Raw genomic sequence first — 19402 nt, forward strand, 5'->3', positions numbered from 1 at the left:
CTTCAGCGCCTCCGGTTCCCCGGGGGTAATTTCAAGCCAGTCTGGATGTTGAACTGGCTCAAATCCCGCTCTGCCCAGGGGCCTCACTGCCCCGTATTCGTCCATAGAAACCCAGCCTCCAGCGCCGACGTCCTGGCCGTCGTCCGCGCGTCGACCCCGGCGCCATGGCCGCCTTCACGGCGTTCCAGGTACCAGACGTCGGCATGGCCCTGCGCCTGCATCTTCGCCGCCATCTTGCGCGCATGGCCGGGATGGACGCGGTCGTCGCTGGCCGACGCGCTGAACAACACCGGCGGATAGGCGGCATCGGCGCGCACCAGGTGATACGGCGAATAGGCGAGCAGGGACCGCAGCGCGGCGGGGTCTTCCGGGTCGCCGTATTCCTCCGTCCAGGTCGCGCCCTGCAACAGCTTGTGGAAGCGCGCCATGTCCAGCACCGGCACGTCCGACAGCACCGCGCCGAACAGGTCGGGGCGTCGCACCATGCAAGCCGCGGTCAGCAGGCCGCCATTGCTGGCGCCGCTGATCGACAACTGCCGGGACGTGGTGACACCGGTGTCGATGAGCGCTTGCGCCACCGCGATGAAGTCATCGAAAGCGACCGGCCGCTTTTCGCGCAGCGCGGCCTGATGCCAGATCGGACCGAATTCGCCGCCGCCGCGGATGCAGGCAATGGCATAAATGCCGCCGCGCTCCAGCCACGTGACACCCGTGGTCGCCGAATAGGCCGGCGCATCGAGCGCCTCCTCGAAACCGCCGTAACCGTACAGCTGGCAGCGTAGCGGCGCATCGCCGGCGGCGGGCAGGCGGCCGATGACCCAATAGGGAATCGAGACGCCGTCGGGCGCGGTGGCATAGCGCAATTGCGCGGACATGCCCGCGCTGTCGAACTTCGGCGGCATATGCGACAACAGATGCCAGCCGGACGCCTTGGCATAGGCGCTGACGTCGGCTTCGACGTCGGTGGCACTGGCGGCCAACCCCGTGTGGCCGCCAACGTCCGCATCGCCAAGATCGCCGTGATACAGGGACGGCGGCACCAGGAAATGGTCCACGTGTATCAGCACCGTGTCGTCGCGCTCCGCGTCGACCGACTCCATCGACACTTCGCTGCCGGGCGGCAGCGCGTAGGCATGCGCTTGCCAGGTGTCGGCGTCGCTTTGCGGCAAACGCCACAGCGTCAGGCGCGGCGCGCTGTCCTGCCGTTCGGCTACCAGCACCCAGTGGCGGGTGAAGTCCAGGTCATCCAGCACGCGGCGTGGGCCGGGCGTGAACAGGATGATGAAGCCGCGCTCACCGGCCACGAAAGCATCGCGCCGGATGGTCAGCAGGCAGCCCGCGGGATGCACCTGTCCGCCCACGTGCCAATCCGCGCGCAGCGTGACGAACAGCCAGCCGCGCCATTCGTCGATCTCTGCTTCAGGCGGCACGTCATATTGCCGCCATTGCGCGCTGGTTTCGTCCAGCCAGAACCATTCCGTACGGAAGAAGGCCGTCGCACGGGCCGCCACATGGCGGCGTTGCAGATTGTCGTACCAGACGTTGATGGAGATATCCGCCTGCGCGCACTCGAATTCGATCGGCGCCGTTTCCAGCGGCGTACCGCGACGCCACTTGCGGATCTGGCGCGGATTGCCGGCATCCGTCAGCGCGGGGTCGTCGTTGACCGCGCTGTCGTCCCAGCCCACATAGACCGTGTCGCGGTCGATCCAGCCGATCGAATGCTGCCCTTCGTCCGGGATCTCGAAACCGTCTTCCACGAAGCAACGCGCCTCGACGTCGTACTCCATGACGATGCAGGCGTCCGCGCCGTCCGGCGACAGGCTGACCAGCGCGCGATCGTAATCGGGATAGCGCATTTCGAAGTCCTGCAAGGTCCAGCGGATGGCTGCCTCGTCGTCTTCATCGTCCTCGCCGTCCTCGCCGTCCTCCAGGCCCTGGTTCAACTCCAGGCCGTCCACGTCCAGGATGGTTTCCCACTCCGGCTTGCCGTCCAGCCAGGACTGCCAGCGCGTGCGCCGCACCAGGCCCAGGGGATGATCGGCGTCGGTCCAGGTGTTGTAAGCCCAGTCGCCGTAGCGCGAGCAGGCGACGATGCGATCCTGCGAGTCGTAGATGGACGTCAGGCGTTCCACCGTGGCATCGAGCTCCGTCCCCTTGCCGTAGGCATCAAGGGTGCGCTGGTTTTGCGCGGTCACCCACTTTTCAACGACAGGACTGTCGAGCGACTCAAGATACTGCAGCGGGTCCTGGCCGGTGCGATCGGCGGAGGTCGGCGACGAAGAGGGTTGTGCGTGCTGCATGCGTTAGGCTGACACCATGGAAAGTCTTGCGGCCGGCCGCGCGTGAGCGGGCCAGCGTAAGGAGGGTAAAGGTGGGAGTATGCCCCGGATGGGCATGTAAGCAATCAGATCGATCGGATTAATCCGCCAATTGCTGGTACGCGGCCTCGACCGCTGCCTTGCCGTATTTCTTTTCCAGGCGCCGCACCGTGAAGTGCCCCCGCGCCATCTGTTGGTAGTGGTTGACGAAGGCGGTATTGATCACGGCGCCGGCGGCCGCGCCGATCACGGGCACCGCCTGGGCGGCGACCTTTTCTGTGACCTGGACGCCGAAACGGCTGGCCACCGCATTGATCAAGCGCACCAGGGGCGGCGCGGCGGTAGCGCCCAGCTTGCCGCCGGTGGCCAGAAAGGATGACGCATCCACCGCCGCCTTGGCCATGGCCTCGCGTGCCGCGAAGTAGCCGACCTCGGCGGCATCGTCGGATTTGGCGCGGCCGCCCAGGCCCAGCACCTGCACGCAGTCGAGCTGCGTGGCCAGGTCGCCCAGGTCGGCGCCTTCGCCGCGCGCCACGTCCGCGATGGCCCGCATCATGATGGTGACCGAGACGGGCAGCTCTACCGTCACGGCCGCCAGGCCGAAGAAGCCGCCCACGCCGCCGCTGACCGCGGCGCCCGCCTTGTGCAGCCACTTCGACGCGGTCGGCGCCGCTTCGACGACCGCGCCGTTGTTCTTGCCCATGGTCATCAGTGCCGCTTTCAAGGCGGCGTGGATGGCCTTCTGGGTAGCCTCGGTAATCAGGTTGCCCGCCTTGGCGGGCAGCATGTCCAGGGCGTATTCGATGGGTTTGCCGACGTAATTCGACAGACGCGCGGTCAGGCTGGGATGCTCCAGAATCGCGCGCGCCTGCTTCAGGCTGCTCAGGTCGTCGTCATTCAGGGCTACCGGATTCCCGGCAGCGCGATCGTCAGTGTGCATGACCATTCCCTCCAGGCCTCTTCAGTAGATTCAAGCCCGGTGTGCCGCTCGCATCAGCGGAGTTAGAGATACAAGACGACTATACCGTCTTGTGGTCATACTCGTTCGCGCACCGGTCCGGTGTCAGGTGCTAGTGGATGGGGCAGTTTCCGCTCTTTGAAGCATGGTCGACCATTTTCCGATATCCAGGTCGATGTATTCCTCCACGGCTTCTGGCGCTTTTGCGGATGTGGGGAGCACATAGCCCAGGTTCCCCAATTTCTCGCGCACGTCAGCCAATGCCAGCACGGCATAAAGCGATCGATTCAGCCTTTCAATGGCATAGTCCGGTGTGCCCCTGGGAACCATGAGCGCATACCATCCGGATGACGCCGGGCCCATGAAGCCGAACTCTTCGATACCGGGAACATCGGGAAGCTGCGCAAGTCTGCCGCTACTCAATATGGCCAGGCCGCGTACCTTGCCGGCCTTGATAAAAGGCAGTACCGCTACAAGAGTGGAGATATAAAAATCCGCGCGTCCCGCCATGACGTCAGCGATGGCTTGGGCATCGCCCTTGTAGGGGATGTGCAGCAAGCGGATGCCCAGTTTTCGCTGGAGTTCGTCGCACATGAGATTGCTTGCCGACCCGACGCCGTAGCTGGCACAGCTAAGCCCCCCTGGTTTGTCCCTCGCCACTTGCGCGGCGTCGGGTAGCGCCACGGCAGGCACATGATTGCCCATGATGAGAACAAAAGGCGCCTCTGCCGCCATGCCGATCGGGACCAGATTTTTGGAGCAGTCGAAAGCGCTGTCGCGGGATGTCAGATGATGCAGGGCCGACGAGCTTCCCGCCAGGTAGACCGTATAGCCGTCCGGCTCGGAACGCGCTACCGCCAAGGCGGCCATGGTTCCCGCGGCGCCTGGATGGTTTTCGACGATGACTCGTCGGCCAAGTTGGTCCGACATGTGATTGGCAAGATAGCGGGCAAGAATATCTGCGCCACCCCCTGGAACATAACCGACCACGAGGGTGATCGGACGCTGTGGATAAGGTTGCGCCGCAAAATCGGCAGGCCTCGCAATAGGCATACATGAGACTCCTCAAGTCGCGACCTCGACAGCGCACGGCGCACCGGTTTGGGTGCGCCGTGGCTGGGCAGCGGTTCCAACAAAAAGAGGAAGTCGCCTTACCTGCGAATCAATGAATCAGCGAATCAAAACTGATGGCGGATGCCTGTGACGACGGCGGTGTCCGTTACGCCTTCGCGGAAGGCGTAGTTGTGGCCGTAGGAGGCGTAGGCGTAGACGTCGGTGCGCTTGGAGAAGGCATACGTGGCGCCGACGGCGTAGACGTTGAAGGTCTTGTCGTCGCCCGTCAGCCTGGCATTGCTGGGCGCGGCCCGCTGCCAGGAGCCGAACACGGCGGTGTTGCTGCTGACGGGTACCGTCAGGCCCAGCATGGTCGACGTGGCGCGGAAACCGTCCGCCAGCTTGAAATAACCGAAGTCATTGTCGCTGCCGCCAGGCATGACGGACAGCGTCTGGCCGACGTACCAGCCGTCCAGCGTCTGGCCCACGGATGCCGCGACCTTCACGACCTCGAAATCATAGGTCGCACCCAGGCTGTATTCACGCAGCCTGGCGGAGGACTGGCCACCAGGCGGCGGCAGCGTTGCTGCGCAGGCTGTCGTAAGCAGCCGCGACGAACAGCGGCCCATTGGTGTACGACAGGCCCGCGGTGACGGCACGGTTGTTGTTGGCGGTAGCGAAGCCGACGCTGTCGTCCGCGGTGTCGTCCGCATTGAACGAATAGCCGACGCCAAGCTGGAAGCCGCTTATGACCGGGGAGTGATACAGCACCAGGTTGTCCAGGCGCATCGTATTCGTGGCGCCCAGGGTCGTACCCAGATTCGCCGAGTTGTAGCTGGTACCGAATGGATCGATCGCCGAAAAGAGTTCTGACGCCATATTGATCTGGCGACCGAACTCGACCCGGCCCCACGTCGTGGAATTCAGGCCCAGTGTGGCCTGGCGGCCGAACATGCGATTGCCCTGTTGCCGTTCACCGTTGGTAGGCGCGAAGCCGTTCTCCAACGTGAAGACAGCCGACAGGCCATCGCCCAGATCTTCCACGCCACGCAAACCGACGCGCGACCCGCTGACCGTGCCATGCACCTCGCCGATGCGACTGGCATGGAAACCGTCGCCGCGGATGCGTTCATAGCCGACACCGATATCGATGATGCCGTACAAAGTGACGGCGGATTCCGCATGGGCGACGCCGGCGCAAGCCGCCGTCAACGCGAAGGCGAACAAGGTCTTTTTTACTGGTTTGCTGAATGACATGGTCACGGGCTGTGGATCTCCCAGGGCGCTCGGATGCCCTTTGGTATTACGCAAGCAAAAACACTCCAGTCCTGCTGGTGAAGGACGGGATCTGATGCCGGATTGTTGAGAAGCCGGAAGGCTTCATGAGGGAAGTGCAGGACTTCCGCGGTAAGCCATGTGGCTTGAGGATGCCATCGGATGACAAGTGAAACCGGTGCGATGTGGCACGCCGCGCAGGTCCCTGCGACGACGCTTGCAGGGACATTCCGGTTCACAAGAGGGGCACGCATTGGACGCCATGCTGATGGCGTGTCCGGCGTTGGCTCGGCCAGCATTCTAACAAAACCCTGAAGAATGTTCTTAGCACAGCAACGTTGCAGCGTTCAGAGGCCCGGGCCTTTATTCGCCGACCCTCCTTATTTCATGTGAGCGTAATACGCGCCTTACAGAATCCTGTCTCCAATCAGAACTAGGAAAGAGGATCATGAAGTACTGGAAACGCAACGTGCTGGCCGCCGCGATGGCAAGCTCGCTCGCACTGCTCACCGCTTGCGGTGGCAGCCACGACGATGATGATGAAGAGGAAAGCACTCCCCCCGTTGCTGAAGCACGCGGACTGGATCTGACCATCCTGCACATCAACGACCAGCACTCCAACCTCGACGGCAAGAGCAAGGAACTGACGCTCAAGAACGCCGCGGGCGCCACCGTCAAGACCACCGTCACCAGCGCCGGCTTCCCGCGCGTGAAAGCCGCCATGGACGCCCTGGCCGCGCAATCGACCAATGTGCTCAAGCTGCACGCGGGCGACGCCGTCACCGGCACGCTGTATTTCAACCGCGCGGGCGAACCGGGCGAAGCCGATGCCGCACTGATGAACACCGTGTGTTTCGATGCCATGACGCTCGGCAACCACGAATTCGACAAGGGCGACGCGGGCCTCAAGCAGTTCATCGGCTACCTGCACAAGGACGCGTGCAAGACGCCCATCCTGAGCGCCAACGTCACCTTCGGCGCCAGCTCGCCCCTGTTCGCCGCCACCGCGCCGGACAAGGTCCTGCCCTACACCATCGTGCAACGGGACGATCAGCCTATCGGCATCATCGGCCTGACCATCGCCAGCAAGACCAAGCAGTCGTCCAGCCCGGATCCGGACACCAACTTCAGCGATGAAGCCACCGCGGCCCAGACTCAGATCGATGCCCTGCGCGCGCAAGGCGTCAACAAGATCGTGCTGCTTTCGCATATCGGCTACGACTACGACAAGGACGTGATCGCCAAGCTGTCCGGGGTCGACGTGGTGGTGGGCGGCGACTCGCACACCCTGCTGGGGCCCGACGGCATGAGCACCACCAACGTCGGCACGCCGCAAGGCAGCTACCCCACCCAGACGCGCGACAAGGACGGCAAGCTCGTCTGCCTGGTGCAGGCGTGGGAGTACACCCAGGTCGTAGGCGAGCTGAAGGTCAGCTTCGACAAGAACGGCGACGTGACGCAATGCGTGGGCACGCCGCACGTCCTGATCGACAGCGACTTCCAGGTCGACAAGGCCCCCGCGTCGGCCGCCGACCAGGCCGCTTTCGTGGCCGATGTCGCGGCCAGCGGCTTCCTGCGCATCCAGACCCCGGACGCGGGCGCCACGGCGACCCTGCAGCCATTCAAGGCCAAGGTCGATGCGTATAGCAAGAGCGAAGTCGCGACCGTCCCGCTGGAACTGTGCCGCCGCCGGGTGCCGGGCACCAAGGGCATCAGCGACCTCAGCAACTCCAGCGCCGCGTGCAACGCCGAAGGCAGCGTCGCCGTGCGCGGCGGCGATATCCAGCAACTGGTGGCGCAAGCCTACCTGGATGTGGCCAACGAAGAGTACGGCGGCGCCGACATCACCCTGCAAAGCGGTGGTGGCGTGCGTATCGCGCTGACGGGGACGGTCACGGCCGCCAAGGTCATCGAAGTCCTGCCCTTCGGCAACATGCTGTGGCGCCTGGACATTACGGCGACCGAAGTGAAGTCCATGCTCGAAGACGGCATGCAGGCCGTGTTCGGTCCCAGCGGCACCTCTGGCCCTTACCCCTATGCGGGCGGGCTGCGTTGGGACACGGACTCCACCCAGGCCCAGGGCAATCGCGTCAGCAACATCGAGTTCTACGATCGCGCCACGTCGACCTGGCTGCCGCTGGACACGGCCCGCACGTACAAGCTGTTCGTCCTGAGCTTCAACGCCACCGGCGGTGATGGCTACAAGACGCTGGCCAACGTGCCCGCCGAGCGCCGCCAGGACATCGGCGTGCTGGATGCCGACGTGTTCCAGACGTATATCGACCAGCAGGCCAAGGATTCGGCCACCGGCCTGCCCATCCTCAACCGCCTGCCGCATTCGGTGTACAGCACGAAGTCGTTCATCGAGTGATGCGTCTGGTGAAGTCGATATAGATCGATAGGTCTAAAAAAGCCCCAAGCCGGTCATCTGGCTTGGGGCTTTTGCATGCTCGAATTAGCGGTTTCCGCTCGTCGATTCCCGCGCGGAGTAGGCGTCAATTCGAGCCGGCTCAGAACCGATAATGCGTTGAATTACCCCCCGGGGAACCGGAGGCGCTGAAGCGTGACCTACTGCTGCCCGCAGACGATGGCTCCAACATAAGATGAGCCATTGCTGCCGGGCGCAATGCGCTAATATTCCGCACATGGATAGCGCGTCCCTCGTGCAGTCCGAATACCCGCAAGGAAGATGTAATGGAAACAGCCTTGGACACCATCAAGACCGAAGCGGAGATCGCGAAGTTGATGGCGGAGACCAGCAAGCTGAACGTGGAAGCCTCGAAGATGATGGCGGAGACCAGTAAGCTGAACGCGGAAGCCTCGAAAATGATTCGCGAACGTGCTTGGTACCCGATGATCCTCATCGCAGCCGCGTTCGCCAGCGGCGCAGCCCTGGCAAAACTCTTGACCGGATAACCAAGGAACCCGCCGCAAGGCGGGTTTTTCGTCATGGCATACATCCCCCCCACACCTGAAGATCTCCAGGTGCTCAAGGACGAGTTGGGCTACACCGGCAAACAGATGGCCGCCTTGGCCTGCGTCGGCGAACAGCATTGGCTCAAGTACACCGGCGGCGCCACGCCGCGCTCCCTCGAATTTTCGAACCTATTCCACATGGCGGCCGTGCTGGAACTGAGCGAAGACGATCTGGAGCGGATACATCAGCGCATGCGAGCAATAGGAGCCTCGCTCGCCCCTTGAACGCCTGCGAGAGACAAAAAAAGCCCCAAGCCGGTTCAATCGGCTTGGGGCTTTTTAGCTGCACCCCCCGTCATTGACAGGAGGTACCGCGAATTCTGGTGCGCCCGACAGGAATCGAACCTGTATCTAGAGCTTCGGAGGCTCTCATTCTATCCGTTGAACTACGGGCACAAGGGAGGCGGTATTGTACCTAAATCCGGGAACGTTGCTGGCGCTGCGGCGGCGCACCATTCCAGGGCCGGTTCAGACCGCTATAATCGCCCGGTTTGCACTCGCTGCGAATGGCGGTTTGCTGGCTTGCCGCCCTGCTTTGAATCACTGTTGCCGCCGTGCAGGCGCCCCGGTACACCGATGCAGGAATTGGATATGAGCAAAGAGCAAGAACATACACAAGAACATGCCTCACTCATCAAGACCCCCCAGCAGTTGATCGTTACAGTCGTCTTGTCTTTCGTCATCCCGATCATCATCATCCTGATGCTGGTCAACCTCGTAGTCTCGCAAGGCCGCAGCGGCGCGGGTTCCAACGCGCTGACGCCAGACGCCATCAACAAACGCATCGCCCCCGTCGCCGGTTTCGACTTCGTCGACATCACCGCCCCCAAGGTCTTCAAGACCGGCGAGCAGGTCTTCGGATCGGTCTGTACGTCCTGTCACGCCGCCGGCGTGGCCGGCGCGCCCAAGGTGGGCGATAACGCAGCCTGGGGGCCGCGCATCAAGGAAGGCTACGAGGCGATGCTCAACATCGCCCTCCACGGCAAGGGCGCCATGCCCGCCAAGGGTGGCAATCCCTCGTTGAGCGACTACGAAGTGGCGCGCGCGGTGGTCTTCATGGCCAACAAGTCGGGCGGCAACCTGCCCGAACCCGCCGCGCCAGCCCCGGAAGGCGGCCAGGCGGCCGGCGCTGCCGCGCCGCAAGGTGGCGGCCAGGCCGCGGCGCCCGCCCCCGCGCAGACGGCCCAGGCGCAAGCCCAGGCCCAAACGCCACCGGCCGCGCCCGCGAATCCAGCGGCCGCCGCCGCCGCGCCCGCGCAGCAGGCACCGTCGGCCCAAACCGCGTCACCGGCCGGGCAGCAGCCGCCCGCGCAAGGGGCGACAGCACAGGCCGCCGTCAATCCCGCCGGTGAAAAGCTGTACAAGAGCACCTGCTTCGCCTGTCACAGCACCGGCGTGGCCGGCGCCCCCAAGTTCGGCGACAAGAGCGCTTGGGACAAGTACATCCAGACCGGCGAAGACACGATGGTCAAGGCCGCCGTGTCGGGGAAAGGCGCGATGCCGCCCAAGGGCGGCGCCGCCAACGCGTCCGAAGACGATATCCGCGCCGCGGTGCGGTACATGGTCAACGCGGCGAAGTAAGCCGCGCGATGCCCAAAAAAAATCGGCCCGCGCGAGCGGGCCGATTTTTTTCAGGTACCCGCCACCGCGCGGCCGAAGCCGCCCGGCGGCCCGGGCTTACTGGCGCGGTGCCGTCGAGGCAGGCGGGGCGACAGGGGCCACGGGCGCACCCGGCGCGCCGGGAGCAGCGGCGCCGTTGGCGGCCTGGTCACCGCGCACCTTGGCGACGATGTCCTGGGCGGTCTGCGCGCTATTGACGCTGAAGGCCAGCACGCCACGGGTCAGCGGCTCGCTGATGCGCAGCGCAGCCAGGATATTGCCGTCAGCGACCAGCACCAACAGCTTGCCGACGTTCTGCGTGGTCACCGTGTTCAGGGTGCGCGCACCGCCTTCGGTGAAGCGCAGGCCCACGTAGTTCTCACCCTGGCGGCTGGCCAGAGGGGCTGCTTCGGTCAGGTCGGCGCGGGTCAGCACGGGCTGACGCTGCACATAGATCGCACCATCGCTGAGCTTGACTTCAGTCAGGCCGGGACCCGGATTGTTCTGCGCCAGCAGGAAACCCACGGCAGGCACGGTGGCCTGGCCCGACGGCGGCGCGCCGGGCGTGGTCGAAGGCGTGCCGGCAGGCGTCGATGCGCCAGCGGTGGAAGGCTCGGTTCCCTCGGTTTTCTTGCCTGGAGTCTGGCAACCGGCCAGCGCCAACGTGGCGATGAGCAATGCGGGAGCCAGCTTGCGAAGGGTGTTCTGCATGGAGTTCTTCCTGGTTTTTGGTCTGATGAGGCACGCCGATACGCCGGCGGTTACAAAAAAGTTTACAGGGCGCTGAGCGCTCCCCACAAGGCCAGACTGCTTCCATATGTAATGGCCTTATCACTAAACGCTTTTAACCCGTTCTATACTTCGTCGTTCACGCGGGGGTACTTCCAAACTGGCGCAGCTGGCGAGGAGGTTGAGAGAGTCCCTTCGTACCAGTACGGATAATGCCGATGCTGGGAGCGTTCTGGCACACGGTAGGGGGTGACTTCATGCAACAACCCGCATCCTTGCGCTGGTCCGACCCTATTCGGCTCCAAATCAACAGTCTTGGAGCTTCTAATGAACGCCAATCCCAAATTCCTCGCCGCCACCGCCGAGGTCGACGCAGCTGCTGTCGCACCGCTGCCCCGCTCCCGCAAAATCTATCAGCAAGGCTCACGCCCGGACATCCGCGTGCCGTTCCGGGAAATCTCCCAGGACGACACGCCGACGATGTTCGGCGGTGAAAAGAACCCCCCGCTGACGGTTTACGACTGCAGCGGCCCCTACACCGATCCCGATGCCAAGATCGACATCCGTCGCGGCCTGCCCGAACTGCGGCGCGGCTGGATCGAGGAACGCGGCGACACGGAACTGCTGTCGGGCCCCACCAGCGACTACGGCAAGGAACGCCTGGCCGATCCCAAGCTGACCGCGATGCGCTTCGACCTGCAGCGTCCGCCGCGCCGCGCCAAGCCCGGCGCCAACGTGTCGCAGATGCATTATGCCCGCCGCGGCATCATCACGCCGGAGATGGAGTTCGTCTCGATCCGCGAAAACCTGCGTCGCGAACAATACCTGGAATCGCTGCGCGCCAGCGGCCCGGAAGGTGAAAAGCTCGTCAAGCGCATGCTGCGCCAACATCCTGGCCAGTCCTTCGGCGCCGCGATCCCCAGCATCATCACCCCGGAATTCGTGCGTGACGAAATCGCGCGCGGACGCGCCATCATCCCCGCCAACATCAACCACCCCGAAGTGGAACCGATGGCGATCGGGCGTAATTTCCTCGTGAAAATCAACGCCAACATCGGAAACTCCGCGGTCAGCTCCGGCATCGCCGAAGAAGTCGAAAAGATGACCTGGTCGATCCGCTGGGGCGGCGACACGGTGATGGACCTGTCCACCGGCAAGCACATCCACGAAACCCGCGAATGGATCGTGCGCAATTCGCCCGTGCCGATCGGCACGGTGCCGATCTACCAGGCGCTGGAAAAAGTCGACGGCAAGGCCGAGGACCTGACCTGGGAAATTTTCCGCGACACCCTGATCGAGCAAGCCGAACAGGGCGTGGACTACTTCACCATCCACGCCGGCGTGCGCCTGCCCTTCATCCCCATGACCGCGGACCGCATGACGGGCATCGTCTCGCGCGGCGGCTCCATCATGGCCAAGTGGTGTCTGGCGCATCACCGCGAGAGCTTCCTCTACGAACGTTTCGAGGAAATCTGCGAGATCATGAAGGCCTATGACGTCAGCTTCTCGCTGGGCGATGGCCTGCGTCCGGGCTCGGCCTGGGATGCCAACGACGAAGCACAGTTCGCCGAACTGAAGACGCTGGGCGAGTTGACCCAGGTGGCGTGGAAGCACGACGTGCAGGTCATGATCGAAGGCCCGGGCCACGTGCCCATGCAGATGATCAAGGAGAACATGGACCTGCAGCTGGAGCACTGTCATGAGGCGCCCTTCTATACCCTGGGGCCCCTGACCACCGACATCGCCCCCGGCTACGACCACATCACGTCCGGCATCGGCGCCGCGCTGATCGGCTGGTACGGCACGGCGATGCTGTGCTACGTGACGCCCAAGGAGCATCTGGGCCTGCCCAACAAGAAGGACGTCAAGGACGGCATCATCACGTACAAGATCGCCGCCCACGCCGCGGATCTGGCCAAGGGCCACCCCGGTGCGTCGATCCGCGACAACGCATTGTCCAAGGCGCGCTTCGAGTTCCGCTGGGACGACCAGTTCAACCTGGGCCTGGATCCGGACACCGCCAAGGAGTTCCACGACGAGACCCTGCCCAAGGACTCGATGAAAGTGGCGCACTTCTGCTCCATGTGCGGGCCGCATTTCTGCAGCATGAAGATCACGCAGGATGTGCGGGACTATGCGGCGACGATCGGTGCATCCGAGAAGGACGCGCTGCAGAAAGGGATGCAGGAAAAGGCGGTCGAATTCGTCCGTAAGGGCGCCGAGGTCTACCACAAGCTGTAGGCCCCCCCTACCGCGCGGAGCGCGGAGGGAAGGCCCACCCCGAGGCGCTGCGCGCCTCCCCCTCAAGGGGGCGACACCGGCGGACTGGGAGTAGACCCCCCCGTACCGCGCGGAGCGCGGCCCCCCAGGGGGCGACACCGGCGGACTGGCAAAGCCAGCTCCGCGGTGTCCCCGATCACGGAGACCGGTGCAACTGCACCGGTCTCTTTTTTGCATATAGGGCACATCGCCCAAACCTGCGGCCCGATTTCGCGGTTTGCGGAGGGGGACGATATCATCGGGGTATCCCCCCTCCCGCGCCGCGGGTATTCTGGAATCCTGATGACCTTTTTTTCCCGTATTTTCGCTGCCCGGCAAGCGCGTCCCCTGGACGTGGCGAAGTTCGCCAAGGCCTATGCCAGCGCAGCGCAGGCGCGCTTTCCCGGCGCGGAAGTGAAGATCGAAGAAGCCGCCACCGCGGCTGGCGTCAAGGTGCACTGGGCCATGCCCGACGGCATGCAGGTCAACCAGTTCCTGGGCAATGCGTACGCGGCTTACCAGAAGGCGCCCGCCGACATGGACGCCATCATCGCCGCTCACCTCGATGCCGCTCCCACCGGCCAGGAAGCCGATGCCGCCACGCGCCGCGCCAGCATCCTGCCCCTGGTCAAGACCACCATGTGGCTGGCCACCAGCCTCAAACAGCTGGACGCCGCCGGCATCGAGAACAAGGAAGCCTTCATCACCGAGCCGCTGACCGACGAATTGCTGGTGGCCTTCGTGGAAGACAAGCCCGAAGCCATGAGCTACGTCGCCCCCGGCGAACTGGAAGCCCTGGGATTGACCCGCGCGGAACTGATGCCGCTGGCGCTGGAAAACCTGCGCCGCCAGCTGCCCGCGCTGACCGTGGAAGGCAAGGAAGGCCGCTATGGCGTGCGCGCGGACGGCAACTACGACGCCAGCTTCATTTTCCTGGCCCAGGAATGGCGCGATCGCGTCGAGATCAAGGGTGACCCCGTGGTGGCCGTGCCCGCCCGCGATGAACTGCTGGTCTGCGGCAGCCAGGACAGCGACAGCGTGCGCGCCCTGCGCGACATGGCCGCGCGCATCATGGCGCAGTCGGCCTACGGGCTGTCGGCGCAGCTGTTCACGTGGAAAGACGGCAAGCTGGTGGTGTTCACGGAGTAACGTCCGTGGCGTAACCCGACGACTGGCGGATTAACAGTCCGTCGCTCTATCGACTGAGCCAGGCGCCCACGGCCCGGCGCGCCTTCCGCTCACTCCTTGAGCAGCATGATCAACTTCATGTCCGTGTGCGTGGCCAGGCGGAAGGTCACCTGGCGATAGCGCAGCAGGCCCATGCGCGGATGGTCGAAGTCGCGCAGGCCGCCTTCCCGCTCGATCACGGCGTGACGGGTCCACCAGTGGCCAAAAGCGGGGCTGGCGCGCGTCAGATCGTCCAGCAAGGCCCGCACGTCGTCTTCATCCAGATGCGCCCCCGCGTCGGCGCGGAACTCCGCCACCACGCGCCGCGCGCGCTGCTCCCAATCCACCACCAGCTGACGCGCGGCCGGATCCAGAAAAATGTAGCGCAGCAGATTCGGCGCCGGATCGCGCACGGGCCAGTCGTCGAACAGCTCGCGCATCTGCGGGTTGTAGGCCATCAGGTTCCAGCAACGGTCCAGCACATAGGCCGGCACGCTGATGGCGTCCACGCTGTCCTGCAGCACCCCCGACACCCCCGCCGGCTCGTCACGCGGATGGCTGGGGTCCGCGCACTCCGCCAGCTCGAACAGATAGGCCCGCTCGGCCCGCGCCAGTTGCAGCACGGTGGCGATGCGCGCCCACACCGCCGGCGACACCGATACCTCGCGGCCCTGTTCTATCCACGTATACCAGGTGACGCTGATGCCGCACAGCTGCGCCACTTCTTCCCGTCGCAGCCCAGGTGTGCGCCGGCGCAGGCCGGCGGGCACACCCGCCATCTGCGGCGTGATGCGCGAACGCGCCGCCCGCACGAAATCGCCCAGCGCATGACGGCGCAGGCCGGAGCCTTCGTGAAGCGCGGAACTGGCGGGAACGTTCATGGCCCTGCGGCTTACCCCAGATTGGGCGCCAGCGTACGGCGCACGTCTTCCGCCGTGCGACCGCTGCGTTGCACATAATCGTTGAGCTGGTCCTCGCCGATGGTGCCGACGTTGAAGTACTGGGAGTCAGGATGGCTGAAGTAGAAGCCGGACACGCTGGACGCCGGGAACATGGCATAGCTTTCGGTCAGCGTGATGCCCACGTCGTCGCCTTCCAGGGTATCGAACAACTCCCGCTTGACCACGTGCTCCGGGCAGGCCGGATACCCCGGCGCCGGGCGGATGCCGACGTACTTCTCGGCGATCAGCGCTTCGTTGTCCAGCGTTTCATCGGCGACATAACCCCACAGGTCACGTCGCACGCGAGCGTGCAGGCATTCGGCGAAGCCTTCGGCGAGGCGGTCGGCCAGGGCCTTGAGCATGATGCCGGAATAGTCGTCCTGCGCGGCCTCGAACTCGGCTTCCTTCTTCTCGATGCCCAGGCCCGCGGTGACCGCGAACAGGCCGATGTAGTCCAGCTTGCCGCTTTCCTTGGGCGCGATGTAGTCGGCCAGGCACTTGTTGCTGACGCCTTCGCGCTTGACCCCCTGCTGACGCAGGTTGCGCCACGTGAACAGCACTTTCTCGCGCGATTCGTCCGCGTAGATCTCGATGTCTTCATCGTTCACGCGGTTGGCCGGATAGAAACCGACCACGCCATTGGCCGTCAGCCAACGGCCTTCGATGATGCGCTTGAGCATGGCCTGGCCGTCGGCCAGCACCTTGCGCGCCTGCTCGCCCACGACCTTGTCGTCGAGGATGGCCGGGTATTGGCCGAACAGGCTCCAGGTCTGGAAGAACGGCGTCCAGTCCAGATAGGTGGCGATCTCGGCCAGGTCGTAGTGCTTGAAGGTGCGGCGGCCGATGTACTTCGGCCGCGGCGGCGTATAGGCATCCCAGTCTATGGCCGGACGCGCGGCGCGCGAGTCCGCCAGCGACATCAGCGGCGTGGCCTTGCGGTTGGCGTGACGGCGCCGCACGTCCTCATATTCCTGCGACAACTCGGTAAGGTAGTTCGCGGACTGGTCCGACACCAGGTTGGTGGCCACGCCCACCGAGCGGCTGGCGTCGGGCACGTAGATGACCGGGCCGTCGTAATGCGGCGCGATCTTCACGGCCGTGTGCACGCGGCTGGTGGTGGCGCCGCCGATCAGCAGCGGCACCTTGCGATCACGGAAATACGGGTCGCGCTGCATTTCGGAGGCGACGTAGGCCATCTCCTCCAGGCTGGGCGTGATCAGGCCGGACAGGCCGACGATGTCGGCGTTCTCCGCCTTGGCGGTTTCCAGGATCTTCGCGCAGGGCACCATCACGCCCATGTTCACGACTTCGAAGTTATTGCATTGCAGGACCACCGTGACGATGTTCTTGCCGATGTCATGCACGTCGCCCTTGACGGTGGCGATGACGATCTTGCCCTTGGCCCGCACGTCGCCGCCGGCCGCCGCGATCTGACGCTTCTCTTCCTCGATGAAGGGCACCAGGTGAGCCACCGCCTGCTTCATCACGCGCGCCGACTTCACCACCTGCGGCAGGAACATCTTGCCCTCGCCGAACAGGTCGCCCACCACGTTCATGCCGTCCATCAGCGGGCCTTCGATGACCTCGATGGGACGGCCGCCACGCGCCTCGATTTCCTGGCGCACTTCCTCGGTGTCTTCGACGATGAAGGTGGTGATGCCATGCACCAGCGCATGCGCCAGGCGCTTCGCCACGGGCTGGGCGCGCCAGGCCAGGTCTTCCTCTTTCTTGGCGCCGGAGCCCTTGACGGTGTCGGCGAACTGCACCAGGCGCTCCGTCGGCGTGCGCTCGTCATCGGCTTCGGTCTTGCCGACCGGCTCGGCACGATCCAGCACCACGTCTTCCACCAGGTCGCGCAGGCGCGGTTCCAGGTCGGCATACACGCCCAGCTGGCCGGCGTTGACGATGCCCATGGTCATGCCTTCGCGGATCGCGTAGTACAGGAAGACCGTGTGGATCGCCTCACGCATGGGCTCGTTGCCGCGGAAGGAGAAGCTGACGTTGGACACGCCGCCCGAAATGCGAGCGTGCGGCAGATTTTCGCGGATCCAGCGCGTGCCCTCGATGAAATCGACGGCGTAGTGATTGTGTTCATCGATGCCAGTGGCGACCGCGAACACGTTGGGATCGAAAATGATGTCTTCCGGCGCGAAGCCTTCCTGCTCGACCAGCAGCTTGTAGGCGCGACCGCAGATCTGCTTGCGCCGCTCCAGCGTATCGGCCTGGCCCTGCTCGTCGAAGGCCATCACCACCATGGCCGCGCCGTAGCGGCGGCACAGGCGCGCGTGATGCAGGAAGATTTCTTCACCTTCCTTCATGGAAATCGAGTTCACCACCGGCTTGCCCTGCACGCACTTCAGGCCGGCTTCGATGACTTCCCACTTCGAGCTGTCGATCATCACCGGCACCCGGGCGATGTCCGGCTCGGACGCGATCAGGTTGAGGAAGCGGCTCATGCAGGCCACCGAATCCAGCATGGCCTCGTCCATGTTGATGTCGATGATCTGGGCGCCGTTCTCCACCTGCTGGCGCGCCACGGTCAGGGCCTCGTCGTATTTCTCCTCGCGAATCAGGCGCGCGAACATCTTGCTGCCGGTGACGTTGGTGCGCTCGCCCACGTTGACGAACAGGGTTTCCTCGTCGATGTTGAGCGGCTCCAGGCCCGACAGGCGGGTCTTGACCGGCACCACAGGCACAACCCGCGGCGTCAGTTCGCGCACCTTGGCGGCGATGGCGCCGATGTGCTCGGGCGTGGTGCCGCAGCAGCCGCCCGCCATATTGACCAAGCCGGCGCGGGCAAACTCTTCCAGCAAGGCGGAGGTATCGGCCGGCGTCTCGTCGAAGCCGGTGTCGCTCATCGGATTGGGCAGGCCCGCGTTGGGATAGACGCACACATAGGCGTCGCAGATCTTCGACAGTTCGGCCACGTAAGGCCGCATCAGCGCCGCGCCCAGCGCGCAGTTCAGGCCGATGGTCACCGGGCGGGCATGCCGCACCGAATTCCAGAATGCCTCGACGGTCTGGCCCGACAGGATGCGGCCGGAAGCGTCGGTGACGGTGCCGGAGATCATCACCGGCAGGCGCACGCCGCGCGCTTCGAAGACTTCCTCGACGGCATAGATGGCCGCCTTGGCGTTGAGCGTGTCGAAGATGGTTTCGATCAGCACGACGTCGATGCCGCCATCGAGCAGTCCGTTGAGCTGTTCCACGTAGGCCACCCGCAGCTCGTCGAAGGTGACGTTGCGCGCGCCCGGATCGTTGACGTCCGGCGAAATCGACGCCGTCTTCGGCTGCGGCCCCAGCGCGCCCGCGACGAAGCGCGGATGGTCCGGCGTGCTGTACTCGTCACAGGCCTCGCGCGCCAGGCGAGCCGACTCCCGGTTCAGCTCGTAAGCCAGTTCCGGCAGGTCGTAGTCGCCCTGGGCGATGGAGGTGGCGCCGAAGGTGTTGGTCTCGATGACATCGGCGCCGGCGGCCAGGTATTGCCGGTGGATCTCGGCGATGACGTCAGGACGGGTCAGGGTCAACAGTTCGTTGTCGCCCTTCAGATCCTTGCCGTGCTCAGCGAAGCGCTGGCCGCGGAAGTCGGCCTCGGTCAGCTTGTAGCGCTGGATCATGGTGCCCATCGCGCCGTCCAGGATCAGGATACGGTCGGCAAGCCCCCGCACGAACTCGACGCCATGTGTGTAGGCGGACAGGGGGTAAGGCAGGGCGGGATAAGACACGGTCGATCCTGATTGATGAGGGCGCGCGGGCGACCCCAGAGTATGGCAAATGAGCGGGTGGCGTAAGGACAACAAAAGTCCCGCTAAATCAAAGCGTAATGGTAACAAAAGCCATGTACGCCCCCACGGCCGTGTTACAGTCCGCAACCTCGAATCGGTGCTTTCAACGCATCCGGATCTGCTCGCGGCGCCAGCCGCGCTGGATCCGGCGGGTGAAAGTCAAACGGGAAACAGGAAGGCGGTCCGCCCAGATATGGGCCCGGTGCCCCCTCAGCCTGTGCTGCCCCCGCAACGGTCCTCGCGCGGCGACGCGCGACAGCCCGATACCGGCCGATTCGCCCGTGGAATCACCTCCCAGGAAACGGCACCCACGTGCCATGGTCGGGTTGATTCCGATTT

At 64.6% G+C, this 19402-nt stretch carries 12 protein-coding genes, 1 tRNA gene, 1 pseudogene and 2 riboswitches; of the genes and pseudogenes, 6 read left to right on the top strand and 8 right to left on the bottom strand.

Features of this window, described 5'->3' with window-relative positions; all coding sequences use genetic code 11:
- Positions 1 to 83 precede the first annotated feature (83 nt).
- From ASB57_RS20595 to ASB57_RS20610, 4 genes and pseudogenes are all read right to left on the bottom strand, one after another.
- Positions 84 to 2303 carry a prolyl oligopeptidase family protein gene (locus tag ASB57_RS20595; protein WP_057653903.1) on the bottom strand — a complete coding sequence of 740 codons (2220 nt, stop codon included), beginning with the start codon at positions 2301 to 2303 and terminating at the stop codon, positions 84 to 86.
- A 118-nt stretch (positions 2304 to 2421) separates the two neighbouring features.
- Positions 2422 to 3261 carry an EcsC family protein gene (locus tag ASB57_RS20600; protein ID WP_057656308.1) on the bottom strand — a complete coding sequence of 280 codons (840 nt, stop codon included), beginning with the start codon at positions 3259 to 3261 and terminating at the stop codon, positions 2422 to 2424.
- Between the two features lie 123 nt (positions 3262 to 3384).
- Positions 3385 to 4332 (bottom strand): tripartite tricarboxylate transporter substrate binding protein, encoded by a 948-nt coding sequence (locus tag ASB57_RS20605; RefSeq protein ID WP_082621734.1) that lies wholly within the window; start codon positions 4330 to 4332, stop codon positions 3385 to 3387.
- A 125-nt stretch (positions 4333 to 4457) separates the two neighbouring features.
- Positions 4458 to 5589, bottom strand: a pseudogene (locus ASB57_RS20610) (porin).
- A gap of 466 nt (positions 5590 to 6055) precedes the next feature.
- Between ASB57_RS20610 and ASB57_RS20615 the strand changes: the two are divergent.
- The 3 genes from ASB57_RS20615 to ASB57_RS20625 all read left to right on the top strand — a co-directional run bounded on the left by ASB57_RS20615 (position 6056) and on the right by ASB57_RS20625 (position 8808).
- Positions 6056 to 7978 carry a bifunctional UDP-sugar hydrolase/5'-nucleotidase gene (locus tag ASB57_RS20615; protein WP_057653905.1) on the top strand — a complete coding sequence of 641 codons (1923 nt, stop codon included), beginning with the start codon at positions 6056 to 6058 and terminating at the stop codon, positions 7976 to 7978.
- Positions 7979 to 8313: 335 nt separating this feature from the next.
- Positions 8314 to 8523 carry a hypothetical protein gene (locus ASB57_RS20620; RefSeq protein ID WP_082622040.1) on the top strand — a complete coding sequence of 70 codons (210 nt, stop codon included), beginning with the start codon at positions 8314 to 8316 and terminating at the stop codon, positions 8521 to 8523.
- A 33-nt stretch (positions 8524 to 8556) separates the two neighbouring features.
- Complete coding sequence (locus ASB57_RS20625; protein ID WP_057653907.1) at positions 8557 to 8808, top strand: helix-turn-helix transcriptional regulator; 252 nt, start codon at positions 8557 to 8559, stop codon at positions 8806 to 8808.
- A 96-nt stretch (positions 8809 to 8904) separates the two neighbouring features.
- Here the strand turns inward: ASB57_RS20625 and ASB57_RS20630 are convergent.
- A tRNA-Arg gene (locus ASB57_RS20630) sits at positions 8905 to 8979 on the bottom strand.
- Between the two features lie 195 nt (positions 8980 to 9174).
- Between ASB57_RS20630 and ASB57_RS20635 the strand changes: the two genes are divergently transcribed.
- Positions 9175 to 10164 (top strand): cytochrome c5 family protein, encoded by a 990-nt coding sequence (locus ASB57_RS20635; protein ID WP_057653908.1) that lies wholly within the window; start codon positions 9175 to 9177, stop codon positions 10162 to 10164.
- A gap of 96 nt (positions 10165 to 10260) precedes the next feature.
- On the opposite strand, the gene ASB57_RS20640 is transcribed toward ASB57_RS20635, so the two are convergent.
- A complete protein-coding gene (locus tag ASB57_RS20640; protein ID WP_057653909.1) occupies positions 10261 to 10893 on the bottom strand; it encodes a hypothetical protein in 633 nt (210 codons plus the stop codon).
- A gap of 153 nt (positions 10894 to 11046) precedes the next feature.
- A riboswitch (TPP riboswitch) is annotated at positions 11047 to 11155 on the top strand.
- 83 nt (positions 11156 to 11238) lie between these two features.
- On the opposite strand from ASB57_RS20640, the gene thiC reads away from it, so the two are divergent.
- Together thiC and ASB57_RS20650 are read left to right on the top strand one after the other, a co-directional pair.
- On the top strand, positions 11239 to 13152 hold the full coding sequence (thiC, locus tag ASB57_RS20645) for a phosphomethylpyrimidine synthase ThiC (RefSeq protein WP_057653910.1): 1914 nt from the start codon (positions 11239 to 11241) through the stop codon (positions 13150 to 13152).
- Positions 13153 to 13473: 321 nt separating this feature from the next.
- Positions 13474 to 14319, top strand: a complete 846-nt coding sequence (locus ASB57_RS20650) for a DUF1444 family protein (protein WP_057653911.1) — start codon at positions 13474 to 13476, stop codon at positions 14317 to 14319.
- Positions 14320 to 14408: 89 nt separating this feature from the next.
- On the opposite strand, the gene ASB57_RS20655 is transcribed toward ASB57_RS20650, so the two are convergent.
- Both ASB57_RS20655 and metH read right to left on the bottom strand, forming a co-directional pair.
- Positions 14409 to 15218: a helix-turn-helix transcriptional regulator gene (locus ASB57_RS20655; RefSeq protein ID WP_057653912.1), complete on the bottom strand. Its 810-nt coding sequence runs from the start codon at positions 15216 to 15218 to the stop codon at positions 14409 to 14411.
- 11 nt (positions 15219 to 15229) lie between these two features.
- A complete protein-coding gene (metH, locus tag ASB57_RS20660) occupies positions 15230 to 19003 on the bottom strand; it encodes a methionine synthase (RefSeq protein ID WP_057653913.1) in 3774 nt (1257 codons plus the stop codon).
- 189 nt (positions 19004 to 19192) lie between these two features.
- A riboswitch (cobalamin riboswitch) is annotated at positions 19193 to 19353 on the top strand.
- Positions 19354 to 19402: the final 49 nt, after the last annotated feature.

The sequence above is a fragment of the Bordetella sp. N genome, from assembly GCF_001433395.1.
Taxonomy (GTDB): Bacteria; Pseudomonadota; Gammaproteobacteria; order Burkholderiales; family Burkholderiaceae_B; genus Bordetella_C.

Bases quoted from the DNA above. Each gene is read 5' to 3' on its own strand.
- ASB57_RS20625 (WP_057653907.1), top strand. From the start codon at position 8,557: ATGGCATACATCCCCCCCACACCTGAAGATCTCCAGGTGCTCAAGGAC.
- ASB57_RS20655 (WP_057653912.1), bottom strand. From the start codon at position 15,218: ATGAACGTTCCCGCCAGTTCCGCGCTTCACGAAGGCTCCGGCCTGCGC.
- ASB57_RS20605 (WP_082621734.1), bottom strand. From the start codon at position 4,332: ATGCCTATTGCGAGGCCTGCCGATTTTGCGGCGCAACCTTATCCACAG.
- ASB57_RS20635 (WP_057653908.1), top strand. From the start codon at position 9,175: ATGAGCAAAGAGCAAGAACATACACAAGAACATGCCTCACTCATCAAG.
- ASB57_RS20600 (WP_057656308.1), bottom strand. From the start codon at position 3,261: ATGCACACTGACGATCGCGCTGCCGGGAATCCGGTAGCCCTGAATGAC.
- ASB57_RS20650 (WP_057653911.1), top strand. From the start codon at position 13,474: ATGACCTTTTTTTCCCGTATTTTCGCTGCCCGGCAAGCGCGTCCCCTG.
- ASB57_RS20595 (WP_057653903.1), bottom strand. From the start codon at position 2,303: ATGCAGCACGCACAACCCTCTTCGTCGCCGACCTCCGCCGATCGCACC.
- ASB57_RS20640 (WP_057653909.1), bottom strand. From the start codon at position 10,893: ATGCAGAACACCCTTCGCAAGCTGGCTCCCGCATTGCTCATCGCCACG.
- thiC (WP_057653910.1), top strand. From the start codon at position 11,239: ATGAACGCCAATCCCAAATTCCTCGCCGCCACCGCCGAGGTCGACGCA.
- ASB57_RS20615 (WP_057653905.1), top strand. From the start codon at position 6,056: ATGAAGTACTGGAAACGCAACGTGCTGGCCGCCGCGATGGCAAGCTCG.